This window comes from Stenotrophomonas sp. 86156_Sma, from assembly GCF_056481625.1.
Window position 1 is genome coordinate 4,817,787 of record NZ_CM151157.1, and the last position, 12,836, is coordinate 4,830,622.

The 12,836-nt window shown below is 68.3% G+C and carries 13 protein-coding genes; 4 read left to right on the plus strand and 9 right to left on the minus strand.

The genetic code is table 11. The annotated features are described in order from the left end of the window. Nucleotides 1-166 precede the first annotated feature (166 nt). Together ACZK33_RS22305 and ACZK33_RS22310 are read right to left on the minus strand one after the other, a co-directional pair. Nucleotides 167-1,345: a glutathionylspermidine synthase family protein gene (locus tag ACZK33_RS22305; protein WP_049444208.1), complete on the minus strand. Its 1,179-nt coding sequence runs from the start codon at nt 1,343-1,345 to the stop codon at nt 167-169. A 7-nt stretch (nt 1,346-1,352) separates the two neighbouring features. Continuing rightward, complete coding sequence (locus ACZK33_RS22310) at nt 1,353-1,925, minus strand: DUF1190 domain-containing protein (protein ID WP_071228542.1); 573 nt, start codon at nt 1,923-1,925, stop codon at nt 1,353-1,355. Between the two features lie 460 nt (nt 1,926-2,385). Here ACZK33_RS22310 and ilvD point away from each other — a divergent pair, with 460 nt between their 5' ends. Continuing rightward, on the plus strand, nt 2,386-4,224 hold the full coding sequence (ilvD, locus tag ACZK33_RS22315; protein WP_423174982.1) for a dihydroxy-acid dehydratase: 1,839 nt from the start codon (nt 2,386-2,388) through the stop codon (nt 4,222-4,224). Between the two features lie 138 nt (nt 4,225-4,362). Beyond that, nucleotides 4,363-4,974: a hypothetical protein gene (locus ACZK33_RS22320; RefSeq protein WP_423174981.1), complete on the plus strand. Its 612-nt coding sequence runs from the start codon at nt 4,363-4,365 to the stop codon at nt 4,972-4,974. Between the two features lie 57 nt (nt 4,975-5,031). Here ACZK33_RS22320 and dinG read toward each other — a convergent pair whose 3' ends face one another. The 3 genes from dinG to aroE form a co-directional block, all read right to left on the minus strand. Continuing rightward, nucleotides 5,032-7,134: an ATP-dependent DNA helicase DinG gene (gene dinG / locus ACZK33_RS22325; RefSeq protein ID WP_262084258.1), complete on the minus strand. Its 2,103-nt coding sequence runs from the start codon at nt 7,132-7,134 to the stop codon at nt 5,032-5,034. A gap of 167 nt (nt 7,135-7,301) precedes the next feature. Continuing rightward, nucleotides 7,302-7,655 carry a hypothetical protein gene (locus ACZK33_RS22330; RefSeq protein ID WP_423174980.1) on the minus strand — a complete coding sequence of 118 codons (354 nt, stop codon included), beginning with the start codon at nt 7,653-7,655 and terminating at the stop codon, nt 7,302-7,304. Between the two features lie 3 nt (nt 7,656-7,658). Next, on the minus strand, nt 7,659-8,504 hold the full coding sequence (gene aroE, locus ACZK33_RS22335; RefSeq protein ID WP_423174979.1) for a shikimate dehydrogenase: 846 nt from the start codon (nt 8,502-8,504) through the stop codon (nt 7,659-7,661). 48 nt (nt 8,505-8,552) lie between these two features. Here aroE and ACZK33_RS22340 point away from each other — a divergent pair, with 48 nt between their 5' ends. Further along, nucleotides 8,553-9,425 carry a TolB family protein gene (locus ACZK33_RS22340; protein ID WP_423174978.1) on the plus strand — a complete coding sequence of 291 codons (873 nt, stop codon included), beginning with the start codon at nt 8,553-8,555 and terminating at the stop codon, nt 9,423-9,425. A 42-nt stretch (nt 9,426-9,467) separates the two neighbouring features. Here ACZK33_RS22340 and ACZK33_RS22345 read toward each other — a convergent pair whose 3' ends face one another. The 4 genes from ACZK33_RS22345 to ACZK33_RS22360 form a co-directional block, all read right to left on the minus strand. After that, nucleotides 9,468-9,737 carry an SHOCT domain-containing protein gene (locus tag ACZK33_RS22345; RefSeq protein ID WP_049424121.1) on the minus strand — a complete coding sequence of 90 codons (270 nt, stop codon included), beginning with the start codon at nt 9,735-9,737 and terminating at the stop codon, nt 9,468-9,470. A gap of 32 nt (nt 9,738-9,769) precedes the next feature. After that, nucleotides 9,770-10,759, minus strand: coding sequence for a porphobilinogen synthase (gene hemB / locus ACZK33_RS22350; RefSeq protein ID WP_032129123.1), 990 nt, complete (start codon nt 10,757-10,759; stop codon nt 9,770-9,772). 19 nt (nt 10,760-10,778) lie between these two features. After that, nucleotides 10,779-11,696, minus strand: coding sequence for a bestrophin family protein (locus tag ACZK33_RS22355; RefSeq protein ID WP_087923940.1), 918 nt, complete (start codon nt 11,694-11,696; stop codon nt 10,779-10,781). Between the two features lie 122 nt (nt 11,697-11,818). After that, a complete protein-coding gene (locus ACZK33_RS22360) occupies nt 11,819-12,067 on the minus strand; it encodes a hypothetical protein (RefSeq protein WP_006475755.1) in 249 nt (82 codons plus the stop codon). Nucleotides 12,068-12,251: 184 nt separating this feature from the next. Between ACZK33_RS22360 and ACZK33_RS22365 the strand changes: the two genes are divergently transcribed. Then, complete coding sequence (locus ACZK33_RS22365; protein WP_014038879.1) at nt 12,252-12,716, plus strand: hypothetical protein; 465 nt, start codon at nt 12,252-12,254, stop codon at nt 12,714-12,716. Nucleotides 12,717-12,836 lie beyond the last annotated feature (120 nt).

A 12,836-nucleotide genomic window follows, 5' to 3' on the forward strand; every position in this document is an offset into this window, starting at 1 on the left:
CCAGCGGCCGGCACTACCCCTGCAACAACCGACTCACCGCTCTGGTAGGTGCCAACCTTGGTTGGCACGGAATCAACGGCGCCGACCAAGGTCGGCCTCTACCCACAGCGGTTGTTCTACGACGGGCGATGGTTGCCCACGCCGGCCCGTGGGCGCCGCACCGTCATCAGACGTAGATCCGCGTCGGTGCCTCATCAACGATCGCGTGTGGCACGAAGCGCGCACTGTCGCGGGTGATCGCGCTGTCGTCCTCGCGGATGCCGATGCCGCAGGCGTGGTCACCCACCACCCAGCTGCCGATCAGCGGGTAGCCGCCTTCGAAGCGGGTCAGCGGATGCGCACGCTGGATGATCGCCGGGCCGTCGTAAGGCCCGTCGCTGCGCTGGGTGCTGCCATCGGCCAGGTGCATCTCGATGTTCGCGCCTTCGCGCGAGAACAGCGGCTTGCGCACCCAGCCCGAGGCCAGCGTGCTGCCGTCATCGAAATGCGCTTCCAGCAGGTTCGGATGGCCCACGTTGCGCTGCCACAGCAGCGGCAGGATGCCCTTGTTGCTCAGCACCGCCTTCCACGCCGGCTCCAGCAGCTGCACGCCCGAGCCGGGCAGCGCGCGGCCGAACTCCTCGGCCATCAGGTCTTCCAGTGGGTACAGCTTGAACAGCGTGCCGATCACCGAATCGTCCAGCGCGGTGAAGCGTCCGTCCTCGGACAGGCCGATATCCTCGATGGCGATGGCCTGGCCATGCAGGCCGGCCTGCGACGCACAGTCGCGCAGGTAGTCGACGGTGCCGCGGTCTTCTTCCGAACTGCCCACGGCGCTGAAATACAGCGGCGGCGGCAGCTGCGTGGCCAGTTCGCCGAAGCGTTCGACCAGCGCTTCGTGGATCGCGTTGAACTGGTCGGCATGCTGCGGCAGGCGACCGGCATTGCGCTGGTCTTCCAGCCATTGCCACTGGAAGAAGCTGGCCTCGAACAGCGAGGTCGGCGTGTCGTAGTTCAACTCGTACAGCTTGGCCGGGCCGGTACCGTCGTAGGCCAGGTCCAGGCGACCGTACAGATGCGGCTGGCGCTGGCGCCAGCTGTCGGCGATCCAGTCGCGGTAATGCGACGGAATCGCCAGTTGGTCCATCAGGCGTTCGCTGCCGATGACATCGCCGACCAGGTCCAGCGCCATCTGGTGCAGCTCGGCGCTGGGGTCTTCGATGTCCTGCTCGATCTGGCGCAGGGTGAAAGCGTAATACGCGCTTTCATCCCAGTACGGCTGGCCGTCGATGGTGTGGAAGCGGAAACCCGCCTCTTCCGCGCGTGCCCGCCACTGGGCACGCTCGGCAATCCGGATACGCTGCATGGGTCGATCAGCCGCCGTAGCTGCCGCTGGTGCTGCGGCGTGCGCTGGTGTTGCCGAAGCCACCACGGCTGGCGGTGACCGCACGGTTCGGTTCGCTGGTGACCGGCGCCAGGCCCGCCTTGCCGGCGCCGATGCCGCTGGCGGTGTTCAGGCCACCGGTACCGCCCGGTGCCGGACGCGCCCAACCGGCGCTCTTGTCCTGGTAGGCCGGCGACGCCGCCGGCGCCTGCGGGGCGAGGCCGCCGCGGTTGCTCAGCATCTGCGACATGAAGAAGCCCATCATCATCGGGCCGATGAACGAGGTACCGGCCGAGGTGTGCTGCTGCACGCACTGTTCCGGCTTGTAGTCCTTCTCGCAGGCTTCCTTGCTGGCGTACTTCGGCGCAGCATCGGCGGCCTGCTTCTGCGCTTCGGCGAAGGCATTGCGGCACGACGACGGATCGCCGGTGGCCTCGGTGCAGGCCTCCACCGAGGTGTACAGGCCTTCCTGCACCTTCACCTCCGGCTCCTTCTGGCAGGCGGTGAACAGCAGCGGCGCAGCGCTCATCAGCAGCAGCGCGGTGGTGCGGGAACGTTTCATGGCCTCATGCCCTGTCGACGGATCAATGCCCCAATGATGCCAAATCCGGACCAGCAACCGGAATCGGCAAAGTCCGAAAGATGAACGGACTTTCATTTTCGTCGTTCCCCATCATCCACGCATGGCGTGGATACATCGTGTCGACCAAGGTCGACACCCACCAACAGCATTGGGAAAGTGTCGAAGGCGGGGTGGGTCCGGTTGCGGGGGCGTGAGCGCCATGGATGGCGCGACCGAGGCTACATGGACGTACTTGCGCCGTCCCCCGCAACCGGACCCACCCCGCCATCCCACGGCTAGGCCAGCTGTTGCCGTTGCTTCGGCCGTTGCATTAGCACTTGCTTCGGCAGGTGCAGGGCGCAGCCCTGCCGAATCCTACCCGGTGGTTGCAGCAGCAACCGAAAAAATTGGCCATGATCGGGCGACCCCCACGTTGTACGGCCCGCCCGTTCCGCCAGCCATGCCTGAATACCGCTCCCGCACCTCCACCGCCGGCCGCAACATGGCCGGCGCCCGCGCCCTGTGGCGTGCCACCGGCATGAAGGACGGCGACTTCCACAAGCCGATCATCGCCATCGCCAACTCCTTCACCCAGTTCGTGCCCGGCCACGTGCACCTGAAGGACCTCGGCCAGCTGGTCGCGCGCGAGATCGAACAGGTCGGCGGCGTCGCCAAGGAATTCAACACCATCGCCGTGGACGACGGCATCGCGATGGGCCACGACGGCATGCTGTATTCGCTGCCCAGCCGCGAGATCATCGCCGACGCCGTGGAGTACATGGTCAACGCGCACTGCGCCGACGCGCTGGTGTGCATCAGCAACTGCGACAAGATCACCCCCGGCATGCTGATGGCCGCGCTGCGCCTCAACATCCCGGTGGTGTTCGTCTCCGGCGGGCCGATGGAAGCGGGCAAGACCAAGCTGTCCGAGCACAAGCTGGACCTGGTCGATGCGATGGTGGTGGCCGCCGATGACAGCGCCTCCGACGAGAAGGTCGCCGCGTTCGAGCGCAGCGCCTGCCCCACCTGCGGTTCCTGCTCCGGCATGTTCACCGCGAACTCGATGAACTGCCTGACCGAAGCACTGGGCCTGTCGCTGCCGGGCAATGGCACCACGCTGGCCACCCATGCCGACCGCGAGGCGCTGTTCCGCCGCGCCGGCCGCCTGATCGTCGAACTCTGCCACCGCTGGTATGGCGGCGAAGACCCGAGCGCGCTGCCGCGCGGCATCGCCACCCAGGCCGCGTTCGCCAACGCGATGACCCTGGACATCGCCATGGGCGGTTCCACCAACACCATCCTGCATCTGCTGGCTGCCGCGCAGGAAGCGGAGGTCGACTTCGACCTGACCCACATCGACGCGCTGTCGCGGCGCGTCCCGCAGCTGTGCAAGGTGGCACCGAACACGCCGAAGTACCACATCGAGGACGTGCATCGCGCCGGCGGCGTGTTCGGCATCCTCGGTGAGCTGGACCGCGCCGGCCTGCTCGAAACCACGGTGCCGACCGTGCACAGCGCCAGCCTGGCCGACGCGCTGGAACGCTGGGACGTGGTGCGCAGTGACAACGACACCCTGCATACCTTCTTCAAGGCAGGCCCGGCCGGCATCCCCACCCAGGAAGCCTTCAGCCAGGCCACGCGCTGGCCGACGCTGGACGTGGACCGCGCCGAGGGCTGCATCCGTTCGCTGCAGCACGCGTATTCGCTGGAAGGCGGGCTGGCCGTGCTGCGCGGCAATCTGGCCATCGATGGCTGCGTGGTGAAAACCGCCGGCGTGGACGAATCGATCCATGTGTTCCAAGGCCCCGCGCGCGTCTACGAGAGCCAGGACGCCGCCGTTGCCGGCATCCTCGCCGACGAAGTGCAGCCGGGCGAGGTGGTGGTGATCCGCTACGAAGGCCCGAAGGGCGGCCCCGGCATGCAGGAAATGCTGTACCCGACCAGCTACCTGAAATCGAAGGGGCTGGGCAAGCAATGTGCGCTGCTCACCGATGGCCGCTTCTCCGGCGGCACCTCGGGCCTGTCGATCGGCCATGTATCACCCGAGGCGGCCAGCGGCGGAACGATCGGCCTAGTCGAGGACGGCGACCGCATCCGCATCGACATCCCGGCCCGCCGCATCGACCTGCTGCTGGATGAGGCCACGCTGGCCCAGCGCCGCGCCGACGCCGATGCCCGGGGCTGGAAACCGCGTGCACCGCGCCCGCGCAAGGTCACCAGCGCGCTGAAGGCCTACGCGCTGCTGGCCACCAGCGCCGACAAGGGCGCCGTGCGCAACACCGCCCTGCTGGGCGATTGACCGCCATACGGTCGTGCCGGCCGCTGGCCGGCATACGTACCGTGACAGCCCACATCGATGAGGCTGCCGGCCAGCGGCCGGCACTCCCCATCCTGATCCGTTATGGTGGCCCAGGAAGTCACCAACACGGAGGTTGCGATGATGTTGCTTTCCTTTGCGCTGGCCGCTGCCATGGGCATGTCAGCAGAGCCGCCAAAAGCACCGGACTGCCGCTACGACCGTGCAGCGATGCTGGCGATGGAACCGGATGCGTTCGATCAGGACCTGGAAGGTGGCTGGCGCACGCTGGCCGACCGCGGCTGCCACCGTGAAGCCGCTGATCTGCTCGCCGCCTATGCTGCGATGCCCAAGGCTGCGGGCAACACCATGATCCTGTGGCATGAAGGCCAGATGCGTGCCGAGGCGGGCCAGTACCCGCAGGCGGTGGCGCTGATGCGGCGCACCTACAAGCCCACCGGCACCGACCCCGGTTACTGGAACGCCTACGTGGACGGCACCATCGCCTTCCTGCAGCGCGACCGTGCAGCGCTGGAAAGGGCGCGTGCAGCACTGATTGCGATTCCCACGCCGGAGCAGATCGCCGGGGCGCTGAAGGATGGGCGCTATCACTTCACCACCGCCGGCGGGCAGAAGGTGGATGTGCCATGGCCGCCCAACCTGGACGTGCTCGATGGCTTCCTGCGCTGCTTTGATCGCGATTACCACACTGCGATGGGCAACCAGGCCTGCCGGAATCCGGAAGGCGGTTGAGCGACAGAGTGCGTGGTGGGGTCAGAGCCTTTCCTTCGGAAGGGACCCGACCCCGTGTCAGCCGATCACGCGCTTGAACGGCGGCAGCGCGTCGATGATGCGCTTGCCGTAGCGGCGGGTCAGCAGCCGCGAATCAAGAATGACCACGCGGCCGGTGTCGGTGGAGGTGCGGATCAGGCGGCCGGCGAACTGGGTCAGCGTGCGCAGCGCATGCGGAATCGCGATCAGGTTGAAGGCATTCAGCCCGCGCCCCTCGAACCACTCGCTGAGCGTGGCGGTCTGCGGGTCGGTCGGCACCGCGAACGGCACCTGGGTGATCACCACCGTAGTGCAGGCTTCGCCCGGCAGGTCGAGCCCTTCGCCGAACGAGTTCAGCCCGAACAGCACCGAGCCCTCGCCTGCCGCCACGCGCCGCAGATGCTCGTCGATCAGGCGGGTCTTGGACATCTCGCCCTGCACCAGCACCTGCTTGCGGCGCGCGGCCGACATCAGCCCGGCCACCTTCTCCATCTTCCAGCGCGAGGTGAACAGCACCATCGAGCCCTTGGCCCAGTCCAGCTCGGTGTCGAGGTAGCGCGCCACTTCGCGCGGGTGGCCTTCGCGGTCGTCCGGCGTGACCGGGAACTTCGGCACGACCAGCTCGGCCTGGTTGGGCAGGTCGAACGGCGACGACAGCGAGACCATCTCTGCCTCTTCCGGAATGCCGTTGTCGATCGCCAGCGACTGGAAGTCGCCACCGCCGGTCAACGTCGCCGAGGTCATCACCACCGAGTCCACTTCATCCCACAGCAGCTTGCGCAGCACGTGCGCGGCCGACACCGGCGAGCCGTGCAGCACCAGGTCGCCGTCGCGGGTGGCGGTGACCCAGCGCGCCATCGGCGGCGCGCCATCCTTGTCCTCGCGGCGCCACGCCTGCCACAGGTTGTACTGCTGCTCGATCATTTCCAGCGCCATGCCCAGGTTGCGCTGCAGGCGCTCGCGCGCGGCATCGTCCGGCTTGCCCTTGGCCACCTGCGCGGTGGCGGCATGCGCCCAGTTGTAGAGGCTGCGGGTATCGTCGGCCAGGGCCTCGATCGGCTCGCGCCAGGCCTCGGGCAGGCGCCCGTTGGCCGCGCGCCACATCGGCTCTTCGTCCGCCGGTGCCGGCATCCACACCCGCTCGATGTGATCGCGGAACGCGCGCAGCTGCTTGGCGACGTTGCTGGCGACCTCGATCGCTTCGTTCGGCAGCAGGTTGCCGAGACGGTCCTTGTCGACCGCGCGATAGGCACCGGCGATCAGGATCTGCAGGCGGCCGGTGCGTTTGGCCATCTCGTCCAGCGCCAGGCTGGCTGCACCCTGGTCGATCGCCACGCTGCCGATGTGATGGCCTTCGTCCAGCACCAACAGCATGTCCGACGGCGGCGCGATCAACGGCTGGCCGTTGTCGCTGTCACCGATCGACAGCGCCGACAGCAGTAGCGCGTGGTTGGTGACCACGATCTGCGCATCGCGCACCGTGTTGCGCGAACGCAGCACCGCGCACTGCGCCGAATAGGCGCAGCGGCGCCCGGCACAACCCGAAGCCGGCGTGGTGATGCGGCTGCGCAGGCCGGGGCTGATGGTCTCCGGCGCGTTGTCGATGTCGCCATCCCAGGTGCCGCCGGTGAAGGCGTCGGTCAGGCGCTTGGCGATGTCCATCTCGATCGGCGCCAGCGGCCGGTCGAACAGGGGTGCGTCATCCTCGAACATGCCGCCCTGCGAACCCTCGCCCTGCGCCTCGGCAGCATTGCGCGTGCACAGGTAGCGGGTACGGCCCTTGGCCAGCGCCACGGTCGCTTCCAGGCCGGTGGCCTTGAGGAAATTCGGGATATCGCGCTCGACCAGCTGCGACTGCAGCGCTACGGTGCCGGTGCTGATCACCAGCTTCTTCTTGCTGGCCAGCGCGATCGGTACACCTGCGGTGAGGTAGCCCAGGCTCTTGCCGACGCCGGTGGGCGCCTCGACCACGCCGACGCCGCCACTTTTCGACAGCGCACGCGACACCACACCGATCATCTGGCTCTGCGAGCGGCGGGTGGAGAAGCCGGGAGTATTGGCCTGCAGCGTCGTGTACGCCTTGCGGATCGCGTCCTTCAAGGCGTCATCGAGCGTGCGCGGAGCGGCGACGGTTTCGGTCACGCCGGGAACTACCGTGGCTGGATCAGGCCGGTCATTGTCGCATGGCCGGCCGCGTTCACCGTCGCTGGCACCCTGAACGGGCCAGCGACGACGCCAGGCGGCGGTCACGGTCCGATGGGCGGACCGCTCAAGGGCCAGATACGCCGGGCATGGCCCGGCGCTACCGGTCAGGATGCCGGGATCGTGCGGGTACGCAGCAGGCGCACCAGCGCCCACACCAGCAGCACCACGCCGATGGCCTCGACCATCGCCAGCGCGAAGTGCACCACGCCGAAGATGGCGCTCATGCCCGAGATGGCGCTGAAGTTGCCACTGCTGACCAGCCACATCGGCAGCATGCCCGCCGCCAGGCCCCCCAGGCTGGACAGCAGCAGCAACAGCAGGCCGACCAGCGCGCCGGTGCGGGTGGCATCGCGCGGTGCGCCGACCACCCAGACCAGGCCAATGCACAGCGCGATCAGCACCGGCAGGCGCACGCCGACCATGCTCAGCACGGTCACCATCAACGTTGTGCTGTCCATCGATCAGTCCTCGCCGGCCAGCACGGCCGAGCCCTGCCGCAGCGACTGGTAGATCCCGTCGGTCTGCGGGCGCACGCCGTGCCACTGCAGGAAGCTCTCGGCCGCCTGCTCGACCAGCATGCCCAGGCCATCCACGGTATTGCGGCAGTTCGCTGCGCGCGCCCAGGCCAGGAAGGCGATGGCGGCCTCGCCGTAGTTCAGGTCGACGGCGGTGGTCATCGAGTTGACCAGCGACAGCGGCAGCTTGAACTCGACGTCGCGGTCGCGGCCGGCCGAGGTGGCGTTGACGATCAGTTCGAAGTCGCCCAGCTCGCGCAGGTCTTCCCAGTAGCGGCTGATCGCGCGGCCCGGTTCGCCCATCGCGTCGATCAGTTCATCGGCGCGTTCCGGCGTGCGGTTGACCACCACCAGCTCGGTGATTCCAGCATCGAGGAAGGCCGGAGCGACGCTGCGCGCGGAGCCGCCGGCACCGATCAGCAGCATGCGGCGGCCACGCAGGTCCAGGCCATGGCGGTCGGTCAGGTCACGCACCAGGCCGATGCCGTCGGTGGTGTCGCCATGCCAGCGGTCGCCCTTGCGCAGCAGCGTGTTGACCGAGCCGGCGCGGCGCGCACGCGCAGTCAGCGTGGTGCACACCGAGAACGCGGCTTCCTTGTGCGGCGAGGTGACGTTGGCACCGACACCGCCGTCGGCGGCGAAGGCTTCCAGGCCGGCCAGGAACGCATCCGGGGCCAGGTCGATCGCGCGGTAATCCACCGCGATGCCTTCCTGGCGACCGAACGTCGCATGGATCTGCGGCGACTTCGAGTGGGCAACGGGGTGTCCGAAGACGGCGTAACGGTCGGTCATGGAATCCTCAAGCTGGCTAGACTGATGCTCTTTCGTGCACGGACCCGGATGATGCGCATCACCCCGCCCCTGCTGGTGCTTGCCGCCAGTCTACTCTCTGCCCCCGTGGCGATGGCGTTGAACGAGTACGGCATCGAAGGCATGGGCGTGGTCTCGACCCGTGCCGACGAGGGCCGCGCCACGATCAGCGCCGATGGCCAGCGCATCGTTTTCGCCCGCCGTGGCGAGGCCGGTTGGGGCCTGTGGGAGGCGCGCGTGGTGGACGGCCGCTGGCAGCAGGCGCAGGCCTTGCCGGTAGGCGTGGCCGGTGAGGTCCGTGATCCCTACTTCAGCCGCGACGGCCGCTGGCTGCTGTTCGCGGCCGGCCGCGAGGGCAAGCTGGCGCTGTATCGGGCCGCGCTGGCCCCCGATGGCCAGCTGGGTACCGCGCAGCCGCTGGCGGGCGACGCGGGCCGCCGGGAAGAGCGCGGGCCGGCCCTGAGCGCGGATGGCAGGCAGCTGTTGTTTGCCCGCCAGCAGGGCCGTGGCGCCGGCTGGGACCTGTTCGTGGCGACGCTGGATGCGCAGGGACTGCGTGGCCCGGCCAGCGCACTGAGCGCGTTGAACAGCGCCGACGACGAGACCGACGGCGACTGGCTGGGGCATGACGGCGCCGTGGTGTTCAGCCGCGGCAACGGCACGACCACGCAGGTGTGGAGCAGCGGCTGTGCGTGGACCGGTGCGGCGCTGCAGCCATTGGGACTGTCGTTCAACCAGGCCAGCGGCTGGACCGGCGCGCCGGTGATCGACAACGCCAAGCCCGGCGAGATGATGGTCGCCAGCAGTGCGGCGAAGGCACCGCGTGCCGGTGGCGTGGACGTGTACCGGTTGGCGGTGCCGAAGGTGGTGGCGGTGGCCGGGTGCCTACCGGGCGCACGGTGACGGCAAACGCCAACCAAGGTTGGCGGCTACCAGAACTGAGAGTCAGCGCGACAACACCTTGGCGCGCAACTGCTCGTACTCCACCTCGCTCAGCTGGCCGTTGTCCTTGCGCTGGTTCAACGCGGCCAGTTCGGCCTGCACGCTGTCCGGCAGGGCCTGCTCACGGGCGACATGGCGGGCGGCGGAGAGCTGCTCCGGCGGGCGCTTGCCGGCCCGCCAGGCCGCGATGAAGACACCGACGATGATGGCGCCGAACACCAGCGTACCGATGCCCCAGATCAGCCATTGCATCCATCCCAGTTCGGGTCCCATCGCGTAATCCTCCGTCTATCGTGGCGCTATTGTCAGCGCTCGCGCAGCCATCGCGCCACCTGCGGCGCGAAATAGGTCAGCACGCCATCGGCGCCGGCCCGCTTGAAGCCCAGCAGCGACTCCAGCACGCAGGCGCGCTCGTCCAGCCAGCCGTTGGCGAAGGCGGCCTTCATCATCGCGTACTCGCCACTCACCTGGTAGGCGAAGGTCGGCACGCCGAATTTTTCCTTCACCCGGCGCACCAGGTCCAGGTACGGCATGCCCGGCTTGACCATCACCATGTCGGCGCCCTCTTCCAGGTCCAGCGCGATCTCGCGCAGGGCCTCGTCGCCGTTGGCAGGGTCCATCTGGTAGGTCTTCTTGTCGGCCTTGCCGAGGCTGGCGGCGCTGCCCACCGCATCACGGAACGGGCCGTAGAACGCCGAGGCGTACTTGGCCGAGTAAGCCATGATGCGCACGTTGATGTGGTTGTCGGCATCCAGCGCACGACGGATCGCGCCGATGCGGCCGTCCATCATGTCCGATGGCGAGACGATGTCCACACCGGCCTCGGCGTGCGATACCGACTGCTTGACCAGCGCCTCGACGGTGATGTCGTTCAGCACATAGCCCTTGTCGTCGATGATGCCGTCCTGGCCGTGGGTGGTGTACGGGTCCAGCGCCACGTCGGTCATCACCCCCAGTTCCGGGAAGCGCGACTTCAGCGCGCGGATCGCACGCTGCGCCAGGCCGTCCTCGGCCCACGCCGCCGACGCGTCCAGCGACTTCAGCGACGGGTCGATCACCGGGAACAGGTCGATCACCGGAATACCCAGCTCCAACGCTTCTTCGGCCACCTTCAGCAGTTCTTCGATCGACAGCCGCTCCACGCCCGGCATCGACGGTACTGCGGTGCGGCCGGCCAGTTCGTGCACGAACACCGGGTAGATCAGGTCGTCGGTGGTCAGCGTGTTCTCGCGCATCAGACGGCGTGAGAACTCGTCATGGCGCATGCGGCGCGGGCGGTAAAGCGGGTGGGACATGGCAGGCTCCGAGGAGTGGCTATTGCAACAGGTAGCCCTGCGGCAGCAGGGGTTCGGGCAATGGGCGTTCGCCGAGCGCGTCGAGCTGGTCGATCTCGATCGTGCGCACCAGCGCGTCCAGCGGCAGGTCGTTCGGCTCCAGGCCGAACGGGTCTTCCATTTCTTCGCCCAGCTGGTCCAGGCCGAAGAAGGCATAGGCCAGCACCGCCGACAGCACCGGCGTGCCCCAGCCCAGCGAACTGGCCAGGCCGAACGGCAGCAGCACGCAGAACATCCACGCGCAGCGGTGCAGCAGCAGGGTGTAGGCGAACGGCAGCGGTGTGGTGAGGATGCGCTCACAGCCGGCCTGGATCGACGACATCGCGTGCAGGCGCTCTTCCAGCTGGGTGTAGAGGATCGGGTCGAGGTCACCAGCGCGCAGGGCCTGCGCCAGTTCCGCAGCGATCATCGAGAGCAGCGCGTCGGGCACGTTCTCGCGCTGCCCGAGTTGTTCGCGCTGGCGCTTGTCCAGCCACGGCAGGGCCATCAGCGCCACGATGCGCCCGCGCAGGCGACCGGCCAGTGCATGGGCGAAGGCGGTGGTGAGGTAGGCGATGCGGCGGCGGCGGCCCGCGTCATCGGCCAGCAGCAGGTTCACCTGGCGGGCCAGCGAGCGCGATTCGTAGACCAGCTGACCCCACAGCTTGCGGCCTTCCCACCACCGGTCATAGCAGGCGCTGTTGCGGAAGCTGAGGAAGATCGACAGCACCAGGCCAAGCAGGGTGAACGGCGTGACCGAGACACGCTCGATGCCGGTCGGTGGCGCCAGTTCCACCACCGCAGCCACGGCAATGGACAGGATCAGGATGGCCAGCACCTTGGGCGCGATCGCTTTGACGATCGAACCGCGCAGGATGTAAAGCAGTTGCCAGCCGTGGGGGCGGGGTCGGATGATCATGGGGCAGCCGCGCCGGGCGCGGATTCACAGGCACGCGGGGGGCTCGCGCAGCCATTCATTGTACGCCCCTGCCCGGCCATGGGCCGTGCGCCTGCGACGCCCTGTCGCACCCGGGTGCGGGCTCAGATCACGCCGCCACCCAGGCCGAGCCGGAGGATGCCCACCACCACCACGATGCCGTTCAGCACCAGCCCGGCCCAGGCCCGGCCACGCTTGCTCGGGTGGGTGAACAGGATGCCGAGCGCGGCGATGACCGCGCCCACCGCAGCGAACGGGATCAGGAACCAGTTGCCCCAGCCCAGCAGTGGAATCAGCGCCAGGATCATCCACAACAGCGCCAGTACGCCCCACAACAGACTGATCACACCCATGCCGCTCTCCCGCAGTTGGTTCCTGCCCCAACCATAGACGTTCCCGCTGCCGCCGCCTACTGCCATTGGCGGGGCTGTCACCCCCGCCGTGCTAGCGTGCTGCCGTGCGTGCCCTGGCCCGGGTGTTGGCGCCGATTCAGAGTGGCCCGCCGATGATCGCAACCAGTCCTACAGGGGTCGTGCCATGAACATCCGTTGGGCCGCGTTGGCGGCCATCCTGCTGGTCGCCGCTGGCTGTGCCAGTACCTCCAAGGTGATGCTGGGCCGCGCCCGCGCACCGATCGATCCGGCGCTGGTGCAGATCTATTCGACGCCACCGGCCGGTTCCCAGGAAATCGCCCAGCTGGAATCGGCGTCCGCCGTCGGCTTCGGCACCCAGGGCCAGACCGATGCCGCCGTGGCACGCCTGAAGCGTGAGGCCGCCGCGCTCGGCGCCAATGGCGTGGTGTTGATGGGCGTGGGCAGCAGTGGCTCGCCGGTGGGCATGTCGGTCGGCGCCGGCACGTTCGGCTCGCACGTCGGTGGCGGCGTCGGCATCGGTATTCCGACCACGCAGAAGCGCGCCGCCGGCGTCGCGATCTGGGTGCCGAATCCGGCACCGCCCGCGCGGTTGCCGACACAAGTGATTACGCCGCAACCGCAGCGGTGACCCGAGAGGGTCACCGCCGGTAGTGCCGGCCGCTGGCCGGCAACCTCAGGAATCCTCTCTGCCCAAGGGAAATGCCGGCCAGCGGCCGGCACTACCCCTGCAATAACCGACGCATCGCTC